This is a genomic window from Legionella sp. (genome assembly GCF_047605385.1).
GTDB lineage: Bacteria > Pseudomonadota > Gammaproteobacteria > Legionellales > Legionellaceae > Legionella.
The window spans coordinates 25,081-46,918 of record NZ_JASGFU010000016.1 but is presented as its reverse complement, the minus strand read 5'-3'; the positions used below and the strand labels follow the sequence as shown (position 1 = coordinate 46,918).

Below are 21,838 nucleotides of genomic sequence, written 5' to 3'. Positions count from 1 at the left end.
AACAAGTCCAGCAACCTCATTAAAGGAAATAGGTATTCTATGAATCTTGCATTTACAAAAACCCGTAGTACCGTAGGTATTTTGGCACATCCAGTGTCCGTAGAAGTTCATTTATCAAATGCATTACCAAGCTTTACGATTGTAGGCCTTGCAGAAACCGCCATTAAAGAAAGCAAGGATCGTGTACGCTCCGCCATTATCAATAGTCAATTTGAGTTTCCTTGCCGTAAAATCACGGTCAACTTGGGACCCGCAAATTTACCAAAAACCGGAAGTGGTTTTGATTTACCCATTGCCTTAGGTATTTTGGCTGCCTCCAAGCAAATTTCGCAAGAGAGCCTATCTAATCATGAATTTATCGGTGAATTAGCTTTAAGTGGAGAATTGAGAGGCGTATCAGCAGTTATTCCTTCAATATTAGCAGCTCATAAAGACAAGAGTACCTTAATTATTGCTCATGCAAATGCGGCAGAAGCCTCGCTTACCGGACATCAACAAATATATACTGCAAAGAATTTACGAGAAGTATGTAGCTACTTATGCCAAGGCACTTCTTTGTTATCTCTTCCACCAAAGCCAGATACCGATGACTCCGTACATGATTTGGATTGGTCCGATGTCAAAGGTCAGTTTCATGCGAAAAAAGCGATGGAAATTGCCGCCTATGGCGGCCACAGTATTCTCTTAAGTGGTGCACCCGGCAGTGGCAAAACAATGTTGGTTAAACGCTTTAATACCCTATTACCGCAATTGTCTGAAACTCAAGCACTTGAGTGCGCGGCTATTAATTCAATACGAGGTAAACTTCCCGATTTCTCCCAATGGCGCTCCCCTCCTTTTCGTGCACCACATCATACAACTTCGCCAGTAGCTTTGGTAGGTGGAGGCAGTCCACCGAAGCCAGGAGAAATCTCTCTGGCGCATCATGGTGTATTATTTTTGGATGAGTTGCCAGAATTTAATCGGCAAGTACTTGAAACCTTAAGACAACCGTTAGAATCTGGAGTAATCTGTATTTCGCGCGCTGCAGCACAAATTGAATTCCCGGCAAATTTCCAATTACTCGCAGCAATGAATCCCTGCCCTTGTGGGCAATGGGGTAATCCGCAAGCAGAGTGTTTATGCAGCCCTGAACGCATCAACCGTTATCTAAGTAAATTATCAGCTCCTTTATTGGATAGGATTGACATGCATATTACGGTTCAAGCATTAAGCAAAGAAGAGTTAGTCAAACCTAATACTACTACAGAGCATCAAAGTGAGCTTATTCGCGACCAAGTGATCCAAGTACGCGCATTACAAATGGAACGGCAAAATTGCCTCAATGCAAATTTAAGCGCCAAAGCTTGTGAACAAGTTTGTAATTTAGGAGTTAAAGAACAAGAATTTTTGAGTTTGGCCATGAATCAATTAAAGTTATCAGCTCGTGGCTATCATCGCTTGCTGAAAGTAGCACGCACTATTGCTGATGTGAATAAAAGCATTCCTGTGAGTTTAACCCATTTGCAGCAGGCTTTGTCATTGAGACATACATTACAGATACCTAAATAGTCTTTATAACAATTCTATTTAATTAAAAACGGAGGCGTGGCTTCAGCAGGCTTAGGATTTTTGAATGAGGGAGCGCAAAAATATGACGTCTATGAACGTTTTTGGGAACGAAAACGAAATGTCAACAGACCCTAATATCCTAATACGCCACGCACTCTTTGCACATACCCTGCTAATTGCGTTTCCTCTACTAAAAACTTCTTCAATGGCGTATCAATATCAAAGAAAAAAATATTGGCTAAAAAGCCATAGCAACAAGCATCAACAGTATGGACTACTTTACCAAAGAAAAAATCATTAGCACCTAATAATTCACTTAATAGTCGTAAATCCTCAATACCCGTTTGATAAATCTGCTCTTTATCGTAACGGCTTATGCCTTGATAATGATACTTTTCAAGATTGTATTTCCTGGAATTTTCTAAAGCACCTTCGTTTAATTGAGGTAATTGCTTTAGAAACTCAGCCTTAAATAAAGGCCAGAATTCCTCATCTTGCCAACGTGAATACGACATAATCCAATACAAATGGCAATCCAACATCCGCGTAATCAGAAAATGCAAATTTTTCTGACCTACAGCAAGCTTTTTATCTAAAGTGAGCTTATATTTCCTGATTAGATAATTAATAATCAGATTACTGTCAGTAACCAATTCTCCCTCATCAATAATGTAGGGTAACTGCCCTCGGGGAGCATCCTTGGTATTAAGAATATGTTCAACTCGATATTGAAGTTGAGTAAAGCGTAAAAAGGTATCCACCTTTAAACCAAAAGGATTATTATCAGGTAAGCCAAATAATTGTGGATAAGAATATAAGGTAATCATAAAAAATCCTTATTTTAATTATGTTCCATCCAGGAACAACTTATTGTGCTAAAGCATCAAAAATAGCCATTCGAGCAAATACCCCGTTTTGTACTTGCTGCAAAATAAAAGAGCATTCACCATCGGCCACATCACTATCAATTTCAACACCGCGGTTCATTGGTCCTGGATGCAGTACCATTACATTGGGTTTTGCATAGCGTAAGCTCTTCTGAGTTAAAGCAAAATTCTGGTGATACATATTAAGATCCAACTGATCTTCTGCTAACAAACGCTCATGTTGCACACGTAAACAAATCACCACATCTGCATCACTCAAGCCATCATGCAAGTTAGAGGTTACTCGCCCATAATGTACATTGTATGGTTGCCACCGCTCTGGAGCAATCAGCACCAGCTCCCCAACACCTAAAGCGCTAGATATACATTGGAAAGAATTAGCCACTCGCGAATGGCGAATATTTCCTAATACTGCTATTTTTAACTGATTTAATTGCGGCTTTTGTTCAAGTATAGTCATAATATCCAATAACGCTTGGCTAGGATGCGCATGTGTGCCATCACCAGCATTGATAATATGAATGAAATCACCTAATTTTTTAGCCAAATCCTGTGGGAAGCCATTATGTGGATGACGAATTACAAAATAATTAATTCCCATTGCTGCCAATGTCTTAATCGTATCTTCAATCACTTCTCCTTTAGTCTCTGAAGAGCTTTGCAAATCCAAATTAACCATTGGCATGGACAGATGATTTGCCGCTAACTCAAAACTTACTCGTGTACGCGTACTATTTTCATAAAATAAATTAGCGACTGTATATTGTTTTAATGAAGGATACGTTTTTGATTGCTTAAAAGAAAATGCGCGTTGAATTAAAAACTCTATTTGTTGACGTGATAATTGGCTGATATCTAAAAAATGATTCATAAGTCCTCATTCAGGATGTTGTAACCACTGCTCGAGTATAACACAAGCCGCTATTGCATCGACTTCTGTTTTTTTAATTTTTCGATACCCACCTTGAGCAAATAATTGCCCTCGCGCTTCCACTGTTGATAAGCGCTCATCAACCAAATATACGGGTAAGAAAAAACGCTTGGTCAATTCTTTAGCGAATCGTTTTGCTGCAGAAGTGGTGTATAAACGACTACCATCAATACAAGTAGGAAGCCCTACAATTAACGCCTGTGGCGACCATTGCACAATCACTTTAGCAATTTGGTTCCAATCGGGAGTACCTGCTTGAGCATTAATTGTTGCTAAAGGGGATGCGCTGCAGGTAAGTTTTTGTCCTACCGCAACGCCAATACGCTTAAAACCAAAATCAAAACCAAGAAAAACATCATCAGGCATGGCCAACACTTATACTTAATTGATTCATTTTAATCCCTAAGGTCGTTCCGGCATATTCCCAACGATCTTCAAAGGGTACTTCATAAAGAATTTCAGAGCGATAAGGACAAACAAGCCAAACATTGTCCAAAATTTCTTTTTCTAATTGATTCTCTACCCAGCCGCTATATCCTAAGGTCACCAAAATCTCTTTGGGACCTTCGTCCTTAGCAATTGCACGAATGATATCATTAGAGGTAGTCACCGTCACATCTTCTTGCAAAAACAAGCTCGATCGCCACTCTCCAAACTCTTTATGCATCACAAACCCTCTTTCTGGTTGTATCGGGCCACCAAACATTAAAGGCAAATGGCTGTATTCAATATTGATCGGCTCAATTTCCAATTGATCAAAAACAACAGACAAGGGAAACTGCATTGGGCGGTTAATAATTAAACCCACTGCCCCTTCTTCACGATGTTCACATATGTAAATCACTGTTTTTTCAAAATTTGGATCGTGTAATGATGGCATTGCGATCAACAAATGATTGGCGAGTGAGTTAATTGTTGCCATTCTGCCTCCTTAAAAGGACAGTTCTCAGTTTAAGTATATACCATACACAATCTATTTATTTCTAAATCACCAGCCCTCCGCGCCATTAATGCTTTGATTAGAACGACCAGGCCTACTATTCACTTGCGAACTGCTCCCAACAATTGTCACTTTAATATATAAAGCAGATTGTTGTGCAAAAGTATTACCTGCATTGTAGTAAGTCGAGGAATTATCTGTTGTTTGTGCACCTTCTGGATTACCTAAAGAAACCCACTTATTTAGCGGAACCATCACTGTAGTATCTATTTTTTGATTATCAAATTGTTGCCCGCCCGCGGGATTTGCCTGCTCTCGTAAGTGACGTACATTCAATTGCACTTGAGACCCTCGTAAAACTGGGTGTACTAAAATACCATTTCTTATTTGGTGTTGCTGATAAGAAATTCCAGAGAAATATCCGGCACCTACTGAGGTAACTATAGGCACTTCCTGATTCATTGCCACTAAAGCAGAATCACCGTTCATGACTTGCACAGATTGGCTTTGTAGCATTTGTGATTGCGTTTGTGTGCTGTAATTTACTGAACCATCGTTTTGCGTACTTAACCATTGAGGATCGCCTTGATACACGGAAATATTAAAAGTCACTGGTGGCACGTCCACTTGATGCAACACAGTTCGCATCTGAGTCAAAGTTTGTTCGCTGACTTTGGCAATTAATGTTTGTCCTGTCCCACTTAATTTTTCACCAGACTGCATCAAAGGTTGCATTATCTTAATCGCTTGTTCAGCAGAAATGTAGTGTAATTGGATCATTTTAGTGATCATTGGTTGCGAAAAAACCTGCGTTGCAATAAATAATAAACCAATCAGTAAGACTCGTTTCATCCTAAAACTCCCTATAAAAATGAAATGACAACATAGCATGCACCAATTTCACATCATGTAGTATTGATTAAAAATGCATAATATTTTCATATTGTAGCATCAATATAAAGAATGAATGGGTTTTGTTCTGATAAAAGTTTGGGTATACTTCCAGAAAATCTTTTGTATTGAGATCATTATATGGGTAGCATTTTTAACATGTTCGGTCCTTCTCCGATAAGGCCTATTGAACAACATATGCGCAAGGTGCATCAATGCGCTAAGCAACTCTACCCGTTTTTTGAAGCAGTATTAAAAAAAGATTGGCAAACTGCGAGCAATATTAATAAAAAAATCATTTCCTTGGAGAAAGAGGCTGATCTCATTAAACGTGATCTTCGCCTTCATTTGCCTACTGGGTTATTTTTACCCGTATCACGTACGGATTTACTTGAACTACTTAGTGCTCAAGATCGGATTGCGAATAAAGCAGAGGACATTGCTGGTTTAATTATCAGCAGACAAATGACTATCCCTGAGGCACTCGTTCCTTTGTTTATGCCTTTTTTACATAGCTGTCTGGACGCATCCAAGCAAGCGTGTAACGCTATTAATGAATTGGATGAGTTATTAGAAACCGGATTTCGAGGTTCTGAGGTAAAAATCGTTGAAGAAATGATTTTAACGCTTTTTGACATCGAACATAAAAGTGATGATCTACTCGCAGAAGTAAGGCATCGTATTTTTGAAATCGAAAAAGATTTATCAGCAATTGAGACAATCTTTCTCTATAAATTGGTCCAGTGGATCGATGACTTGGCTGATAATGCCCAAACCGTGGGCAGTCGACTACAAATTCTAATTGCTCGGTAGTAAATTCTTATGGATTCATCACTTATTTATCTTTCTATTGCTATTATTCTTTGTTTCATGATGACATGGGGGGTTGGGGCTAATGACCTTGCAAACGTCATGAGTACTACTATGGGCTCTAAAGCTGTTACAGCTAAGCAAGCCATGATGATTGCCATTATTTTTGAATTTGCAGGTGCATTTTTGGGAGGTAATGAGGTTACAGAGACCATGCGAGATGGAATTATTAATTCCAGTCAATTATCGGAGCAACCACTTATCTTGATTGAAGGTATGCTCGGCGTGCTTTTGGCGTGTACCGTATGGATGAATCTTGCCAGTTATATTGGTGTTCCGGTATCCATTACTAATGCATTGGTAGGCTCCATGGTGGGTTTTGGTGCCGTGGTTTTAGGTACTGATGCCATTCATTGGCATCAAGTAGGGCACATTGCTATTAGCTGGATTACTTCACCTGTTATTTCTGGAGTTACTGCATATATTTTATTCATCAGTATCCAACAAACTATTTTTGTTAAGAGTAATCCTTTGGCTAAAGCCAAGCTTTACATTCCCATATACTTGTTTTTGATTGGATCTATTTTATCTTTTATTACTGTTTTTAAAGGATTGAACCATTTCAATATCCATTTGAATTTTAAACAAAATTTGGCGGTAACCTTGGCAACCAGTATTACAATTACTGTCATTGGCATGATTTTTATCCGCCGCATTCCTGAACACTCAAGAGTTCGTCGTAGAGAACGCTTTATTCAGGTGGAGAAATATTTTGCTGTATTGATGGCGATGACTGCCTGTGCGATGGCTTTTGCTCATGGCTCTAATGATGTTGCTTTGGCAGTAGGTCCATTAACGATTATCCATAGCCTGATAATGCATTCTCATCAAGTATTTAATGCCAATAATTATCCTGCCTGGATTATTTTATTAGGTTGTTTTGGGGTGGTGACTGGTTTATTAATGTATGGCAGAAAAGTAATTGAAACGGTAGGGAGTGCCATTACGGCCTTAACACCAAGCCGTGCTTTTGCAGCAACTTTATCTGCTGCAACTACGGTTGTGGTTTCAACCAGTACAGGAATTCCTGTTTCTGCTACTCAAACTTTGGTTGGAGCGGTGCTAGGAGTTGGCCTGGCGCGAGGTATTGGTGCGCTGAACTTGATTGTGATTCGCAATATTTTTATGTCTTGGGTGTTGACCCTACCTGCAGCATCTCTTTTGACAATTTTGTCTTACAAGATACTTCATTGGCTGATGGGGTAAGATATAAATTGCCTATCTCACAATTCAAGTTACGAGTTTGTCTTCCTGCAAGAGCGGGAACGGTCAACCTGTGCTCAAATATGACCGTTCAGCCAAGATTCACCATCCCCCGTGACCTCTTATGCGGGAACTTCCAATTAACCTTGAGTTTTACTTACACCTAAAAGTAGGAGATTAAGGGCTGACCTTTTACAGCCCAATGGACTTTACCTTAAAATCCTTCCCAAATCTTACCTTTATTATCTTCATAATTCTTATCATCACGCATTTTGGCAATCAATTGATGCTTTTTAATTTCTTGCAATTGTGATTCTGATTTACTGTGAGTCGCATCAAATTCAAACATAAATTTGTCGTAAGGACTCACATAAAACTTATCAATATCTGTTGTACTCATAATTAATCCAAAATTCGCACATTCTTAAAACAACTATTTTATAACTTTTTCATCTAAGTTACCATTAGCTGTTATTGAAAGAAATTAGGGAATGGCGATGAATTTAAAAAAAGTGGAATTGCACGTGCACTTAGAAGGGACTATTACCCCACAATTAGCAGCAAAATTAGCACAACGCAACCAAATAACCTTACCGAAAGGACTGGTTGCTCCTGATGGCAAAAGCTATCTCTCCAAAAATTTCCTCGATTTCCTCAAAGTATTTGACACATTAGCTGCAGTGATCAAAACCTCTCAAGATTATTACGACATTACTTTTGATTATTTAAGAGCTCGGGCGCAAGAAGAAGCTATTTATGTAGAAATGATGTATTCTCCAGATCATGCAGAAAAATCCAGTGGCATACCCTCAGCAGAACACTTGACCGCAATTCAACAATCAATTGATGATGCCAAAGCACAATACGATATTGTTGGCCGTATCATTATTACTGCCGTTCGTCATTTTGGTACAAACGCTGCAGAACGAGTGGCACAACAAACACATCGAGATCCGTTCCCATGCGTGATAGGTTTTGGATTAGGCGGGGATGAAGCTCAATTTCCTCCTCAATTATTCACCAAAGCATACCAAATTGCAGCTGACGCGGGTTTAGCCTGCACAGTTCATGCGGGAGAATTTGCTCCAGCAAGTAGTATGGTTAATGCCATAAAGCATCTGCCTATTCGCCGTATTGGCCATGGCGTTAATGCCATTTATTCTCCAGAAACCATGGCGATGCTAAAAGATAAAGAAATTGCTTTAGAACTTTGCCCCAGCAGCAATATCTTTTTAGGTCTATTTAAAGACATGAATCATCACCCCTTACCCAAATTTTATGATGCAGGCATAAAAATCAGCATCAGTTCGGATGATCCCCCTTTTATGAGCACCACTTTAGGGCAAGAATATCAACGCGTTCAACACGCTTATCAATACAGTGATGCAACCATGAATGAGATCACGCGTATGGCCATTGAGTCCGCATTTGTTGATGAGGCAACAAGAATTACCTTATTAAATAAAATATAAACTTCTAAGCCTAATGTGTACGTAGCCCCCATTTTTGGACAAGATTTTAGGGTATACATATAACAAATTGAGTAATTAATGAGTTTTTTGATATGGTGTAGAGATTTTTATTCCGATTATTAACAGAGGCGGAACTTATGTGGGGAGATTGATTGTTGCATACCAGCTTTAATCGCATAAATAACGTTTTAAATCTTCTTCAGTTGGGACAGAAGGTAAGCACTTTGTTGTAGTGGTAACATGAATATCAAATTCTTCTCTGATTTTTTTGAATAGATCTCGCAAATAATCGAACTAAAATATCGATTCAGAATTGGTCACATTAAGGACTATAAGAATATATACGCGCTAAACTCTACAGCAAAAGGTAGAACTTTCAAAAAAGCCTAAAAAGCAATCCGGTCATATCAACTTCTAGTAGCTATTATTACTGTGGAATAAAGCCTGAGTCTCCATTATCAAGATCATCTTCTTCACTCGATGATTCCTCAACATCCACTAAAGGCTCGTCAATTTTTTTGGTATTTTCGTGCCAAGGTTTGTTATCAAGAGCCACATTTTCTATTTCTAAATCGCTGTTAGCATTAAAATAGGTTTTAAAAAAAGTTACAATTTTTTGCCAAATAGAGGTTTGATTATTTTGTAAAAATCTAAAAGCCTGCTCCGCTTCAGGACTTTTACTTATTTGTGTTACATTAAAGTTATAAATAGCAATTCTTTCCGGCGTTATGTCAATTTCAACTCGAGCCTGCAGGGAATCTTCTCTCGGATCTTTCTTGATATTCTGCCAGGTACCATTGAAAACCAATTTGACGTGATTTGGGCTTTGAACCTCAAATTTAACATCGTAATCGGGGCACATCAAAAAGTCATGCCCATTATCTAGGAGCAAGCCGTTTAAGACGTTGCCCATGGCATAATGCACTCCTGCTTTACACTGTAACAACATTGTCATGGCTTTATTCTGCATGAATTGGTCGACAACACCGCGTGAGCGCAACCCTTCTCGTAACGCAGCAAGTGTTATTTTTTCACCGCTCTCGAACATTGTCTGCAATTCAGGAAATACAGCATAAGAGCCTCTTCGACCCACTTCATTTTCGTCTGCAGTTCCAAAATCATTGATAACACCTTCGGATTTAAATTTAACTACTATGCCACCAATCTGTTTGATTTTACCAAAAAAATTTAGCCGCGTCGGACAGGAATAAATTAAATTTAAAGTCTTATCCATAATTAGCACCATAACATTACAAATATAATTCTTATTATAATGATTAATTATTATCAAAAAATTAAGACTGAAAGATTAATTCAGGGACTCTGCGCATCTAATTTCGAACATCAAGCCATAACAATCATTTGAAGTTAACTCTTGTTATGTAGTTCCGTCATTAACTGCTCAATATAACGTCGACAGGTCAAGGGATTACTTAAATAATTAATCATACGACGTGTACCACCAGTCCCGGTGATGCATACCATACCATAACGTAAAATACTGCCTAAAATAGATTGGCGAATATCAATCGCTTCAATTTTACTTAAAGGTATATCTATAGTTTGCCGTACAACTACTCCCGTACGTAAAATCACTTGATTCGTTTTTATCGTTAATGAAGAAAAATAATAGGTTACCCATGTCATAAACAACCAAACTAAAGTAAAAACCGTCAATCCGTATCCTACTTCACGTAATGGTGGTATAAAAGCTACAAGCGCGAGTGCTCCTATCAAGCCTAAAAGAGGCCAGGAAAATATAATCCAATGCATACGGGTAAAATAGACAACATTCTTGTCCTTCTTTAAATTCTCAATCATAAATCACCTTCTAAAAAAATGCTTCTGCTAAGTAGCTTTAGGATTATGCTTTAGCGAACATGCAAAATGGTTTCCGCCTGCGCGGGAATGACACAATGCTTACCAATTGACGTTAATTATAAAAATATCATATTGCATTTTGCATTATTTTGCTATTCTATAGTCGTCCTAGTTAAAAAAGACCATGACCATGCGTACCATTAGCCGTTGCCTTAATAAACAACTTGTCGACATCTGCCAACACTCGGTGCAATTAGAGGAACTTTCCAGTAAATTAGGGTCACTACTTCCCCAAGAATTAGCACGGCAATGTCAGGTAGGTAGTTTTAATAAAGGATGTTTAACACTCACCACCACGAACGCAGCTTGGGCAACACAATTAAGATTTGCCATACCCGAACTACGTGACAAATTACGTAAAGAAGCAAGAATGTATCAACTAAGTTCCATCAAGATTGTCATTAGTGAACCTAAAATCACGCCTAAAAAGAAAGATCCATTAAAAAAATACAGTCTTTCTGAAGAAACCAAAGCACTACTTATCAGCGAAAGCCAGCAATGCAACTATGAACCCTTGCAAAAAGCATTGCTGCATTTGGCAGAAGAAAGTTAAGAGAAATAGCCTAAATAAAATAAAGTTATTCTGACCGGCTCCTTTGCTTATTACTAGAATCTTTCGCTGTATACAGGTTTATATATGATTATCGCAGCTTATTTTTATATTTTCAAAGACATAAACTAGCCTTTGCGAAACATCGTGTTACCCACTCTTCGCCTAAATAATGAAAACAATCTTGCAAATAATCCCGCAATTCTTTTTCCTCTATTCTATGTTCAAAACCGATAGGCTCAATATCATGATGAAAATAGGTACCCAAATAACGCATAGAAAAATCGCAATAATCGCGCGTATGTAAGATAAAACAGTGCCATAACTTATCCAACACCAATAATGGGCCGAATAAATATGTTTTCTTATCTTGCGTTGCTCTTTGCAAATTTAACCACATCCAACTTAAAAGATCAGTAAATAACTTCTCCCCTTCAACTAAAGAGTATTCAGGATGATGATGACAAAAATAAGCAACAACCTCCGGGTTACGATAACTTAAAATTGTGGCTAAATCAGCATGCATTTTATTCTAAGCACAACAAGTTTTTTGCATACTGGGCCTTTGAGTAATATAGCGTACAATATGACAAATCATTTCTTCTTGAGTCATAAACTAATCTCCAAATTGTTCTTTCAAATTTCAAATGGACATATAGTTTACCTAATGCTCATCTAATATAGAAGTTATATTTTACTCATTTTGCACTACCAAATGACACAACGTTTTTTATTGACCATAGGACTGTCTTCTGGGATATTAAATGCTTGTTGAAATTGCGGTATGTTGGCCAAACTGCCATTCACTCGATATTGTGCTGGCGGATGCGGATCAGTAGTGACCTGATTTTGTAATTGTTCTGGACGTATATTCATTGCCCACACATGTGCTGTTCCTAAGAAAAATTGTTGATCTGGAGTAAAACCATCAATTGTTTTTGCTTGTTTATAAGCATTGGAATGATGAAAGGCACGGTAAGCCAAAGTAATTCCGCCTAAATCTGCTGCAGCCTCGCCAACTACCAATTTGCCTTGTACGTGCAAATCACCATTAACTACATATTGCGAAAATTGCTCAATAATACACTGAGTTGCTGCTTTAAACTTAGTTAAGTCCTCAGGTTTCCACCAATTTTCTAAATTGCCATGACCATCAAATTGTGCTCCTTGATCATCAAAGCCATGTGTCATTTCATGTCCCATCACAAATCCAATCGCTCCATAATTGACCGCTTCTGGCATATTAGGATCAAAAAATGGTGCCTGTAAAATCCCTGCGGGAATATTCAAATTATTCATAGAAGGATCATAATAGGCATTAATGGTTTGTGGAGTCATACCCCACTCACTGCGATCGATGGGTTTATCAATTTTATTTAAATCTCGCTTCACTAAAAACTGATTTGCTCGTACCACATTTAAGACATAAGGGCCACGATCTACTTTTAAAGAAGAATAATCCCACCATTTGCGTGGATAGCCTACACGCTCTTCCATCAAATCCAGTTTTTTTAAAGCGGCTTGGCGCGTTTTGGGGGTCATCCAAGTTAAATTATTCATGTCTTGCTTCAAAACAAAGCGAATATTTTTCAAAATATCCAAAGCTTGTTTTTTCGCAGCAGGAGAAAAATATTTGTCCACATACATCTTACCAATAGCAAAACCCAAAGCTGCATTTTCTGTTGCAACGACCCTTTTCCACCGAGGTAATAGCTTTTCTATGCCTGTAAGCACCTGAGCCATTTTAAAGTGTTCATCAACAAAAGGTTTAGATAAATAGGAAGCGTAACCATCAATTAAGTGCCAACGCAAATAAGTTTGCCAATCTTTAAGAGGTACTGCAGTTAACTGCACACTTAGGGATTTAAAAAATTCAGGCATAGCAAGATTCATGCTTTTTAGATTGCCTTGCCCCATTGCAGCAAAATAAGCAGGCCAAGAAAAATTGGGTGTTACTTGTGCTAATTGTGCCTCATCCATCACATGATAAATCGCATGCGGGTCACGCTGCTCAACTTGCGACATCGACACTTGCGCTAATTGCATCTCAAGCTTCATAACTGTATTCGCTTCTGCGGCTGCCTGTTTAGGAGTATCACCCAGTAATTCAAACATTTTTGCAACATGCACCACATAGGCACTACGGATTTTCTTAAATTTCTCGGTATCTTTTAAGTAATAATCTCTATCTGGTAAACCTAGACCACCTTGCACTGCGGCAGCGATCATTTTGTCACTGTTTTTATAATCTTGCATGCTGCCAAAACCAAAAAATACATCAACACCAATTTGATGTAAATGAGCAATTTCGCTTTGTAAATCAGTTAGATTTTTAATTGCAGCAATACGATCAAATTCAGGTTGTAGTGGTTTCACACCTAATTGGTTAATACTGGCCTCATCCATGCCACTAAAATAAAAATCCCCTACTTTCTGCTCAATGCTGCCCGATTTAGCATCTTTATTCGCGGCAGCATTAATCAACATTTGATGAATAATATGCTGCATCTTTTCGCTGACTATATTAAAACTGCCCCAACTGGGGTATTCTGGCGGAATAGGGTTATTTTTTTTCCATGTACCATTAGCATAATTGTAAAAATCTTGTGCTGGAGAAATACTACGATCTAACCAATCCAGATGCAATCCATTATCTGCCGTCGTTTGAGGCATTTTCGGAGCCGTGGAATATGCCGATGTACTGTATAATAAAACAATAGTTAATAGTTTTAATTTCAAATTCATAAAGTGGCTCCTTTACAGATAAGTTTGTTTCATCAAGGCAGACTTATAGCTTACCTGAATACCGCTTGCGCGGTCAAAACCCACAGCCATATATCACAAATTTGGCTTGCATTTAAAGAGCAGCATATTAAAAATTTTAAGCTTCGACAGGATAAAAATCAGCGTGAGAAACTGGGAGGTGATCATCGGCATCAAAATAGGTGTATTCCCATGCATCTTGTCTTGCCATTAACTCACGTAGCAAGCGGTTATTCAATTCATGGCCTGATTTATGCCCTTCAAAGGCACCAATTAAACTGGAACCTAGCAAGTACAGATCACCAATGGCATCAAGAACCTTATGCGTTACGAATTCCGATTCGAAGCGTAATCCGTCTTCATTCAAAACACGATAATCATCAACTACAATGGCATTATCCAAACTACCACCTTTAGCCAATTCGCACTCACGTAATTTTTCATAATCAGAAAGAAAACCAAAAGTACGGGCGCGGCACACTTGTTTTACATAAGAAGTTGTTGAAAAATCAAAACTTACTGCTTGTGGCTTGTCATTAAACGCTGGGTGATCAAAATCGATAGTAAAGGAAATTTTATATCCATTGTATGGATAAAATTGAACGTATTTGCCATTTTCTTCAACACGAATCGGCTTGGTAATGCGAATATACCGTTTTGGAGCATTTTGCTCGCGGATACCTGCAGATTGAATCAGGAAAACAAACGGTGCTGCACTGCCATCCATGATTGGCAACTCAGGTGCATTCACATCGATGTACGCATTATCAATGCCTAAGCCTGCTAAAGCAGAAAGCAAATGCTCAACCGTAGCAATCTTGACCTCACCATGATGAAGTGTCGTGCATAACATGGTATCGCCAACATGCTCATAGGATGCTGGAATTTCGACAACAGGTGATAAATCAACGCGTCGAAAAACGATGCCTGTATTAACAGGAGCAGGTCTTAAAGTTAAAAGCACTTTCTCACCGGAATGTAACCCCACGCCAGTAGCCTGGATTACCTTTTTAGGAGTTCTTTGTCTTATCATTCAGTGCTCACCTTGTTTCTCGTTCCTCTTAAATATTTTAATTTTGCACGCAAAAAACCTAAGGATTTTATCAACAAATTAGTCCTTAGTCTATTTCTTTATACATAATAGAAATTAAACTCCTAGGTTAAATAGAGCACCCAACCTAAGTTACTTATTTAAGAACTTTTTTAAATTATGCTTCTTCTTGGCGACGTAAGAAAGCAGGTATATCCAAATAATCTACATCCGGAATATGTTCACTCGCAGGTTTAATAGTAGAAGCTGATGCTGCTGAATGAGCTTGCTTACGTACTACAGCAGGTTTATCTAATTCTTCATAATCGAAAGTACCATCACTACGCATGGTTTCAACCAAACGCGCACGATGATTTGGTTGCACTTGCTGATGACGTTGTCTTGCATCACCTAAACCTGTCACAATGACAGTAACTCGCATTTCATCAGTCATTTCAGGATCAATTACTGTTCCAACAACTACAGTAGCATCATCAGAAATAAATTCTTTAACGACATCGCCCACTTCTTCAAATTCACCGATGGACATATCAAGACCAGCAGTAATGTTGACCAGAATTCCACGAGCACCAGAGAAGTTCACATCTTCTAATAAAGGAGAAGCAATGGCTGCCTCTGCGGCTTGGCGTGCTCTTTGCTCACCAACTGCGCTACCAGTTCCCATCATTGCCATACCCATTTCCGACATTACTGTGCGAACGTCAGCGAAATCCACGTTGATTAAACCTGGACGGGTAATTAAATCAGAAATACCTTTTACTGCACCTAATAATACATTGTTTGCTGCTTTAAATGCATTGAGCAAGCTAATGTTCTTACCCAGAACACTAAGTAATTTATTGTTAGGAATGGTAATTAATGAATCGACATGTTCTGCCAAGCGGCGGATTCCTTCTTCAGCAGCTAATGCGCGTTGCTTGCCCTCAAAGGAGAATGGTTTAGTAACAATCGCAACTGTTAATATACCCAATTCTTTAGCAATTTCAGCAAATACAGGTGCAGCACCTGTTCCCGTACCACCTCCCATACCGGCAGTAATAAATACCATATCAGCACCAGATAAAATTTCACGAATCAATTCACGATCTTCTTCTGCTGCTTCGCGACCAATTTGTGGGTTAGCACCAGCACCAAGACCTTTAGTAAGTTCGTCACCTAGTTGAATGTGAATTTTCGCATTAGATGCTCTTAGAGCCTGAGCATCAGTATTGGCGCAAATGAACTCAACGCCATCTATATTTTCAGCAACCATGTGTTCAACAGCATTACCACCACCACCGCCAACACCAACCACTTTAATTACTGCACTATTTGTCTGCAGTTGGCCTTCCATCAATTCAAACATTACCATGCTCCCCATACGTTCATTCTGTTATTGTAACTATCGAACCTCTTTGTTTCTCTTAACACTTATAGTGAAATTTATAGTTACTTATTATTCTTAATTTTAAAAATTTCCTTGAAACCATTCTTTCATGCGTATCCACAAGCCCTTTCCATTTTCACTCATTGCAGGAACATTGTAACGTGCATCATATTGCTGTTGAAAACCATGCAACAGTAAACCTACGCCTGTTGCAAAAGCAGGATTCTCTGTCACTTCAGCTAAGCCCGCGACATAATGTGCATATCCTTTACGTACAGGCATTTCAAAACAAAGTTCAGCCAATTCAATTGCGCCATGAACATTGGCTGCACCACCGGTCATTACAATACCGGCAGCCATTCGATCTTCAAAACCACTACGACGTAACTCATTACGCACCAGAGTAAATAACTCTTCATACCGTGCCGATACGACATCAGCTAAAGCCTTGGCAGAAATTTTACGGCCCGGTCTATCACTGACACTGGCGACTTCTAACATCTGACTAGAATTAGCCAATTCAGATAATGCACAAGCATGATTAAGCTTGATTGATTCTGCAGCTTTTGTAGGAGTGCGTAAGGCCATGGCAATATCATTAGTCACTTGATCCCCAGCAATAGGAATCACGGCCGTATGCTGGATTGCTCCCTCACAAAAAATGGCAATATCTGTAGTACCACCACCAATATCAATAAGGCAAACACCTAAATCTTTTTCATCTTCAGTAAGTACTGCATGGCTTGATGCTAATTGCTCAAGAATAATATCACTTACATCCAAACCGCAGCGGCGTACGCATTTAACAATGTTTTGAGCAGCACTGACAGAACCAGTGACTAAATGTACTCGTGACTCAAGACGAACACCTGCCATACCAACAGGCTCACGAATACTACCTTGATTATCGATAATAAATTCCTGAGGCAAGATATGCAGAATTTTTTGATCGGCAGGAATTGCAACTGCTTTAGCTGCTTCAATCACCCGATCAACATCTGCCTGCGATACTTCTTTATCGCGAATCGCGACAATACCATGTGAATTTAAACTACGAATATGACTGCCGGCAATCCCTGCAAAAACAGTACGGACTTCGCAATTTGCCATTAACTCAGCTTCTTGAACAGCACGTTGAATAGAGTTCACCGTGGACTCAATATCAACAACGACCCCCCGCTTTAAGCCACGTGAAGGATGACGGCCTATCCCGATAATTTCAATAGTTCTATCGGACGTTACTTCGCCAATAAGCGCGATAATTTTTGAAGTGCCTATATCCAAGCCAGTGATAATATTTTTTTCTATTTTTTTTGCCATTATCGTTCCGTTTGTTGTTTCCACTGCACTGCCATACCACGCGGGTAACGTAAGTCCACGCTTGCCAGTTGATCTGCTTTTTGAGCAAAAATGGCAGGATATGCCTTACAAAAACGCAGCAACCGTGCCTCTAACTCTTTCTTTCCTAAGTAGATTTTTACCTCGTTGTCGATCAATAATACCCAGGATTGGTTATCTCTTAAATGTAATCCAGTAGCATTTAATCCGTACATTGATAATATCTTACTCAATTTTTCATAAACTTGTAAGACTTCTCTTTGTTGTGATAGAGGCCCCTTCAATCGCGGTATATTGATGCTGGTTGGAATATCACCCTCACTAAAGAGCTGACCACCAGCCGTCATTAAAGCATTACCCCAAATTGCTATCGGTTTCTTTTCAACAAGTTTAATTTTTAAAGTGTCAGGCCACACACGCTCTACAGTTGTCATATCTACCCATGGCATTGCATTTAATTCCTTTTGCAATTTTTTTACCGGCAACATAAAAAAACTGTCGCCTACATATTTTGCTAAAACACCTTCTAAGTCTTTATGTGACACGTGTTCATAGCTTGCTGCAACTTTGATGGTTGCAATAGGGAAATATTCTACATCGGACAAATACCAATAAGCCAAGCGCCCAGCCAAGAGTATTGCCACGAGAATAAGCACCCAGAGCGTAAAGCCGTAACGTACTTTTTCAGAACGATTATCCCTTCTTTCGATCATTGCTCTCACAGGTAATTAGTCACTAAATGTTTACGACAATTTTGATGAATCAAAGCCAAGCGGATCAATTCATCAAGTAAATCTGGATAAGCTAAACCACTGGCATCCCACAGTTTTGGATACATACTGATGGATGTAAATCCAGGTAATGTATTTAGCTCATTAAAATAAATAGTTTCTGTTTTATCATTAACGAAAAAATCAACTCGCGCCATACCCTTACACTTTAAGCGTGTAAAAGCATCTGCAGCAGCTTGCTTTAATTCAGCTTGCAATTTCGGGCTTAAGTCGGCCGGAATCAGTAAATCAGTTTGATTACTTTCTAGATATTTTGCTGAATAGGAATAAAAACCATCCGGATGGTGAACCCGTATTTCGCCAGCAATACTGACTCGTGGTGCATTAGATGGAATTGCTGCTTCCAATACCGATAATTCAATTTCTCGGCCTTCAATAAATGACTCAATTAAAATTTCTTCATCATAGCGTAAAGCATCATCAACAGCAGCTAATAATTCGGCCATATCTTTCGCTTTGTGAATACCAACACTAGAACCCATAGCACAAGGTTTAACAAATAAAGGCCAACCAAACTCTGCCGCAGCTTCCTGGCAAAAACGTTGGCGCTCTGCTACTGGAGCATGCCATGAAAGCAGTTTATAATGTGCTGATTTTAAACCATTCACACAAGCAATCCTACGGGTCATGTCTTTATCCATGCCAATTGCAGAAGACAATACATCGCAACCAACATAGGCAACACTAGCTAGCTCCAAAATACCTTGCAAACAGCCATCTTCATAAAGAGGGCCATGCACCACTGGAAATACCACCTCAGCATCTACCGCCAAGCGTCCATTCACTAATAAACTTTCTAAAGACTTGGAACACTCAGTCACTACAGGCAGTTTCTCTTTATAAGTCAATAAATCCTGGTATTCATGCACATGGAATAGTCCTTCCTTATCCATAGCAATAGGGATAATATGATATTTTTCAACATCCAAATGCTTCAAAACTGATGCTGCTGAAACTAACGAAACTTCATGTTCGCCAGATTTTCCACCGTAAAGCAATACCAGATTAATAGGCTTAGACATTAATAGTCTCCAATAATATGTACTTCGCGCACCAATTCAACTTTTGTTTGCTCGCAAACTTTAGTTTGCACCAAATGAATCAACGCTTCAATATCTGCGGCTGTCGCTTCACCGTGATGATTGATAATAAAATTAGCATGTTTCTCTGAAACCTTGGCTCCCCCTATACTCAATCCCTTCAGTCCACAAGATTCAATCAAACGTGCAGCAAAATCCCCTGGGGGATTACGAAATACCGAACCACAATTGTATTCGCTCGTAGGTTGTGTACTAGCGCGATGCGCTAATAAATCTTTAATTCTTTGTAAGGATGTTTCTTTCTCACCAACCGGCAATTTGAACGTAGCAGAAATGAACCATTCATCTGCAGGTCCAGAAACATATCGATAAGCTACTTCATATTCTGAAGGCTGACGCGTTTTAATTTTACCATCGCGGTTGATTGTTTGCAGTTCAACAACTGATTGCCAAGTTTCTCCACCATGACATCCTGCATTCATACGCAAAGCTCCTCCCATGGTACCGGGAATACCTGCCCAGAATTCACCACCAGAGAGATTATTTCGTGCACAAAACCGGGCCATACTGGCACAAGAAACACCTGCATCGACGCTTACCGTCTGCGTATCAAGCAAATTAATTTCTTTGAGACATCCTTGAGTCAGAATGACAGTGCCTGCAAATCCAGCATCCTTGATTAATGAGTTTGAGCCTAAACCTAACCATAAGAGAGGTTCTTTCTTCGGAAAACTACGCAAGAATACCGCTAAATCGGCAATATTAGCTGGCTTATAGAGTTTAGCAGCAGGGCCACCTACTCGCCAAGTGGTATATTCTGCCAAAGGTTCATTATAAAGCAAAGTCCCTTGATATTCAGCTATTAAATAGTGCTCACGCTCAGCAATGCTCATATGGATTCTCTCACATTTCTTTCATCAAGTTCACAGCAATTTGCCCAATATTCCCCGCACCTTGCATCAAAATCACATCACCATCTTGAATAAACTGATCCAGTTGTGACTTGAGTGATTGTTCATTCACCAATGTTACGGCGCGATCATAATCTCTGATTTTTTGCGCCAGACCTTCACTTGATATCCCTGGAATTGCTACCTCACCCGCAGAATAAATATCAAACAAGAATAATTTATCTGATAATCTTAATACGTCCACAAATTGATCGTGCAAAGATTGGGTACGACTGTAACGGTGAGGTTGAAATACATGAACTAGCCGACGATTCGGCCAAACTCGACGAAATGCATCTATAGTTGATAAAATTTCTTGGGGATGATGTCCGTAATCATCAACCACTAAAGCGGAACCTTTTTCAAATTTCTTCTCACCCAGCATTTGAAAACGACGTCCTACACCTTGGAATTTGGCCAAGGCATTAATAATTGCTGCATCGCTTACACCTAGTTCAGTCGCAATTGCAATGGATGCTAAGGCATTCAATACATTATGACGTCCGGGATAACGGAAACGAACATTTAAAGAAGCATATGGCGCAGGACGAATCACGGTAAATTCACTCAGTAATTCATTTTGTGTCCAATCCACTGCTCGATAGTGTGCTTCGTCGTTAAATCCATAAGTTAGCGTTGGTCGTTGAATGGATTGGATAATATTGCGTACCTCAGGATCATCAGTACATACAACAGCTAATCCGTAGAAAGGTAAATGATGGAGAAACTCAATGAACGTCGTTCTGAGTTTGTCAAAATTATCTTCATAGGTACTCATATGATCAGCATCAATATTGGTGACAATCGCCATCATAGGTTTAAGAAACAAGAAAGAAGCATCACTCTCATCTGCCTCAACCACAAAATAAGGGGATTGGCCTAATTTGGCATTTACACCGACACTGTTTAGTTTCCCACCAATAACAAAACTAGGATCCAAACCACCTTCTGCTAATAAGCTACTGACTAAACTGGTAGTCGTCGTTTTACCATGAGTTCCTGCAACAGCAATCCCATGACAAAAACGCATTAATTCAGCAAGCATGGCAGCACGAGGAATTACGGGGATCATTTGTTCACACGCTGCTGCAATTTCTGGGTTATCCATACCTACAGCGGAGGAACGAACGACTACATCAGCTCCTTTAATATGTTCTGCTTTATGGCCCAGATAAACTGGGATTCCCAAAGATTTTAATCGGAGAACAGTACTACCTTCTCCTGTATCTGAACCAGTAATACGATAGCCTTGGTTATGCAATACTTCAGCGATGCCACACATGCCAACACCGCCAATGCCAACAAAATGAATTTGTTCAACTCGTCCCATCCTTGGAGATACAAATTGTCCTGAATAATTCAC

General features: G+C 39.2%; 22 protein-coding genes. 5 read left to right on the top strand and 17 right to left on the bottom strand.

The window, feature by feature from the left end:
- The first annotated feature begins 39 nt into the window (after nucleotides 1-39).
- Complete coding sequence (locus QM652_RS05635) at nucleotides 40-1,551, top strand: YifB family Mg chelatase-like AAA ATPase (protein ID WP_415073697.1); 1,512 nt, start codon at nucleotides 40-42, stop codon at nucleotides 1,549-1,551.
- Nucleotides 1,552-1,682: 131 nt separating this feature from the next.
- Here QM652_RS05635 and QM652_RS05630 read toward each other — a convergent pair whose 3' ends face one another.
- From QM652_RS05630 to QM652_RS05610, 5 genes are all read right to left on the bottom strand, one after another.
- On the bottom strand, nucleotides 1,683-2,378 hold the full coding sequence (locus tag QM652_RS05630) for a glutathione S-transferase C-terminal domain-containing protein (protein WP_415073695.1): 696 nt from the start codon (nucleotides 2,376-2,378) through the stop codon (nucleotides 1,683-1,685).
- Between the two features lie 40 nt (nucleotides 2,379-2,418).
- Nucleotides 2,419-3,309: an aspartate carbamoyltransferase catalytic subunit gene (locus QM652_RS05625; RefSeq protein WP_415073693.1), complete on the bottom strand. Its 891-nt coding sequence runs from the start codon at nucleotides 3,307-3,309 to the stop codon at nucleotides 2,419-2,421.
- Between the two features lie 6 nt (nucleotides 3,310-3,315).
- Nucleotides 3,316-3,735, bottom strand: coding sequence for a Holliday junction resolvase RuvX (ruvX, locus tag QM652_RS05620; RefSeq protein ID WP_415073691.1), 420 nt, complete (start codon nucleotides 3,733-3,735; stop codon nucleotides 3,316-3,318).
- Complete coding sequence (locus QM652_RS05615; RefSeq protein WP_415073689.1) at nucleotides 3,728-4,291, bottom strand: YqgE/AlgH family protein; 564 nt, start codon at nucleotides 4,289-4,291, stop codon at nucleotides 3,728-3,730. The genes ruvX and QM652_RS05615 overlap by 8 nt, the downstream gene beginning before the upstream one ends.
- Before the next feature lie 66 nt (nucleotides 4,292-4,357).
- Nucleotides 4,358-5,161 (bottom strand): type II/III secretion system protein, encoded by an 804-nt coding sequence (locus QM652_RS05610; RefSeq protein WP_415073687.1) that lies wholly within the window; start codon nucleotides 5,159-5,161, stop codon nucleotides 4,358-4,360.
- 198 nt (nucleotides 5,162-5,359) lie between these two features.
- Between QM652_RS05610 and QM652_RS05605 the strand changes: the two genes are divergently transcribed.
- Together QM652_RS05605 and QM652_RS05600 are read left to right on the top strand one after the other, a co-directional pair.
- Nucleotides 5,360-6,013, top strand: a complete 654-nt coding sequence (locus QM652_RS05605; protein WP_415073685.1) for a TIGR00153 family protein — start codon at nucleotides 5,360-5,362, stop codon at nucleotides 6,011-6,013.
- A gap of 9 nt (nucleotides 6,014-6,022) precedes the next feature.
- Nucleotides 6,023-7,276, top strand: a complete 1,254-nt coding sequence (locus QM652_RS05600; RefSeq protein WP_415073683.1) for an inorganic phosphate transporter — start codon at nucleotides 6,023-6,025, stop codon at nucleotides 7,274-7,276.
- 211 nt (nucleotides 7,277-7,487) lie between these two features.
- Here QM652_RS05600 and QM652_RS05595 read toward each other — a convergent pair whose 3' ends face one another.
- Nucleotides 7,488-7,673: a CBU_0585 family protein gene (locus QM652_RS05595; protein ID WP_415073681.1), complete on the bottom strand. Its 186-nt coding sequence runs from the start codon at nucleotides 7,671-7,673 to the stop codon at nucleotides 7,488-7,490.
- 97 nt (nucleotides 7,674-7,770) lie between these two features.
- On the opposite strand from QM652_RS05595, the gene QM652_RS05590 reads away from it, so the two are divergent.
- Nucleotides 7,771-8,745, top strand: coding sequence for an adenosine deaminase (locus tag QM652_RS05590; protein WP_415073679.1), 975 nt, complete (start codon nucleotides 7,771-7,773; stop codon nucleotides 8,743-8,745).
- Nucleotides 8,746-9,172: 427 nt separating this feature from the next.
- On the opposite strand, the gene QM652_RS05585 is transcribed toward QM652_RS05590, so the two are convergent.
- Together QM652_RS05585 and QM652_RS05580 are read right to left on the bottom strand one after the other, a co-directional pair.
- On the bottom strand, nucleotides 9,173-9,979 hold the full coding sequence (locus QM652_RS05585; RefSeq protein ID WP_415073677.1) for a hypothetical protein: 807 nt from the start codon (nucleotides 9,977-9,979) through the stop codon (nucleotides 9,173-9,175).
- A gap of 134 nt (nucleotides 9,980-10,113) precedes the next feature.
- Nucleotides 10,114-10,566, bottom strand: coding sequence for a PH domain-containing protein (locus QM652_RS05580; protein ID WP_415073675.1), 453 nt, complete (start codon nucleotides 10,564-10,566; stop codon nucleotides 10,114-10,116).
- Between the two features lie 190 nt (nucleotides 10,567-10,756).
- Between QM652_RS05580 and QM652_RS05575 the strand changes: the two genes are divergently transcribed.
- Nucleotides 10,757-11,179: a DciA family protein gene (locus QM652_RS05575; RefSeq protein ID WP_415073673.1), complete on the top strand. Its 423-nt coding sequence runs from the start codon at nucleotides 10,757-10,759 to the stop codon at nucleotides 11,177-11,179.
- A 112-nt stretch (nucleotides 11,180-11,291) separates the two neighbouring features.
- Here QM652_RS05575 and QM652_RS05570 read toward each other — a convergent pair whose 3' ends face one another.
- The 9 genes from QM652_RS05570 to murC all read right to left on the bottom strand — a co-directional run bounded on the left by QM652_RS05570 (nucleotide 11,292) and on the right by murC (nucleotide 21,838).
- Entirely contained in the window at nucleotides 11,292-11,702 is a 411-nt protein-coding gene (locus QM652_RS05570; RefSeq protein WP_415073671.1) for a hypothetical protein, read from the bottom strand.
- Nucleotides 11,703-11,884: 182 nt separating this feature from the next.
- A complete protein-coding gene (locus QM652_RS05565; RefSeq protein WP_415073669.1) occupies nucleotides 11,885-13,921 on the bottom strand; it encodes a M13 family metallopeptidase in 2,037 nt (678 codons plus the stop codon).
- Nucleotides 13,922-14,057: 136 nt separating this feature from the next.
- Complete coding sequence (gene lpxC, locus QM652_RS05560; protein ID WP_415073667.1) at nucleotides 14,058-14,972, bottom strand: UDP-3-O-acyl-N-acetylglucosamine deacetylase; 915 nt, start codon at nucleotides 14,970-14,972, stop codon at nucleotides 14,058-14,060.
- A gap of 175 nt (nucleotides 14,973-15,147) precedes the next feature.
- On the bottom strand, nucleotides 15,148-16,335 hold the full coding sequence (gene ftsZ / locus QM652_RS05555) for a cell division protein FtsZ (RefSeq protein WP_415073665.1): 1,188 nt from the start codon (nucleotides 16,333-16,335) through the stop codon (nucleotides 15,148-15,150).
- Between the two features lie 102 nt (nucleotides 16,336-16,437).
- A complete protein-coding gene (gene ftsA / locus QM652_RS05550) occupies nucleotides 16,438-17,676 on the bottom strand; it encodes a cell division protein FtsA (RefSeq protein ID WP_415073663.1) in 1,239 nt (412 codons plus the stop codon).
- Entirely contained in the window at nucleotides 17,676-18,407 is a 732-nt protein-coding gene (locus tag QM652_RS05545) for a cell division protein FtsQ/DivIB (protein ID WP_415073661.1), read from the bottom strand. The genes ftsA and QM652_RS05545 overlap by 1 nt, the downstream gene beginning before the upstream one ends.
- Nucleotides 18,408-18,412: 5 nt before the next feature.
- Nucleotides 18,413-19,507, bottom strand: coding sequence for a D-alanine--D-alanine ligase family protein (locus tag QM652_RS05540; protein WP_415073659.1), 1,095 nt, complete (start codon nucleotides 19,505-19,507; stop codon nucleotides 18,413-18,415).
- Complete coding sequence (murB, locus tag QM652_RS05535) at nucleotides 19,507-20,418, bottom strand: UDP-N-acetylmuramate dehydrogenase (RefSeq protein ID WP_415073657.1); 912 nt, start codon at nucleotides 20,416-20,418, stop codon at nucleotides 19,507-19,509. Before murB ends, QM652_RS05540 begins: the two co-directional genes overlap by 1 nt.
- Before the next feature lie 10 nt (nucleotides 20,419-20,428).
- On the bottom strand, nucleotides 20,429-21,838 hold the full coding sequence (gene murC, locus QM652_RS05530; protein WP_415073655.1) for a UDP-N-acetylmuramate--L-alanine ligase: 1,410 nt from the start codon (nucleotides 21,836-21,838) through the stop codon (nucleotides 20,429-20,431).

Bases quoted from the DNA above. Each gene is read 5' to 3' on its own strand.
- QM652_RS05635 (WP_415073697.1), top strand. From the start codon at position 40: ATGAATCTTGCATTTACAAAAACCCGTAGTACCGTAGGTATTTTGGCA.
- QM652_RS05630 (WP_415073695.1), bottom strand. From the start codon at position 2,378: ATGATTACCTTATATTCTTATCCACAATTATTTGGCTTACCTGATAAT.
- QM652_RS05625 (WP_415073693.1), bottom strand. From the start codon at position 3,309: ATGAATCATTTTTTAGATATCAGCCAATTATCACGTCAACAAATAGAG.
- ruvX (WP_415073691.1), bottom strand. From the start codon at position 3,735: ATGCCTGATGATGTTTTTCTTGGTTTTGATTTTGGTTTTAAGCGTATT.
- QM652_RS05615 (WP_415073689.1), bottom strand. From the start codon at position 4,291: ATGGCAACAATTAACTCACTCGCCAATCATTTGTTGATCGCAATGCCA.
- QM652_RS05610 (WP_415073687.1), bottom strand. From the start codon at position 5,161: ATGAAACGAGTCTTACTGATTGGTTTATTATTTATTGCAACGCAGGTT.
- QM652_RS05605 (WP_415073685.1), top strand. From the start codon at position 5,360: ATGTTCGGTCCTTCTCCGATAAGGCCTATTGAACAACATATGCGCAAG.
- QM652_RS05600 (WP_415073683.1), top strand. From the start codon at position 6,023: ATGGATTCATCACTTATTTATCTTTCTATTGCTATTATTCTTTGTTTC.
- QM652_RS05595 (WP_415073681.1), bottom strand. From the start codon at position 7,673: ATGAGTACAACAGATATTGATAAGTTTTATGTGAGTCCTTACGACAAA.
- QM652_RS05590 (WP_415073679.1), top strand. From the start codon at position 7,771: ATGAATTTAAAAAAAGTGGAATTGCACGTGCACTTAGAAGGGACTATT.
- QM652_RS05585 (WP_415073677.1), bottom strand. From the start codon at position 9,979: ATGGATAAGACTTTAAATTTAATTTATTCCTGTCCGACGCGGCTAAAT.
- QM652_RS05580 (WP_415073675.1), bottom strand. From the start codon at position 10,566: ATGATTGAGAATTTAAAGAAGGACAAGAATGTTGTCTATTTTACCCGT.
- QM652_RS05575 (WP_415073673.1), top strand. From the start codon at position 10,757: ATGCGTACCATTAGCCGTTGCCTTAATAAACAACTTGTCGACATCTGC.
- QM652_RS05570 (WP_415073671.1), bottom strand. From the start codon at position 11,702: ATGCATGCTGATTTAGCCACAATTTTAAGTTATCGTAACCCGGAGGTT.
- QM652_RS05565 (WP_415073669.1), bottom strand. From the start codon at position 13,921: ATGAATTTGAAATTAAAACTATTAACTATTGTTTTATTATACAGTACA.
- lpxC (WP_415073667.1), bottom strand. From the start codon at position 14,972: ATGATAAGACAAAGAACTCCTAAAAAGGTAATCCAGGCTACTGGCGTG.
- ftsZ (WP_415073665.1), bottom strand. From the start codon at position 16,335: ATGTTTGAATTGATGGAAGGCCAACTGCAGACAAATAGTGCAGTAATT.
- ftsA (WP_415073663.1), bottom strand. From the start codon at position 17,676: ATGGCAAAAAAAATAGAAAAAAATATTATCACTGGCTTGGATATAGGC.
- QM652_RS05545 (WP_415073661.1), bottom strand. From the start codon at position 18,407: ATGATCGAAAGAAGGGATAATCGTTCTGAAAAAGTACGTTACGGCTTT.
- QM652_RS05540 (WP_415073659.1), bottom strand. From the start codon at position 19,507: ATGTCTAAGCCTATTAATCTGGTATTGCTTTACGGTGGAAAATCTGGC.
- murB (WP_415073657.1), bottom strand. From the start codon at position 20,418: ATGAGCATTGCTGAGCGTGAGCACTATTTAATAGCTGAATATCAAGGG.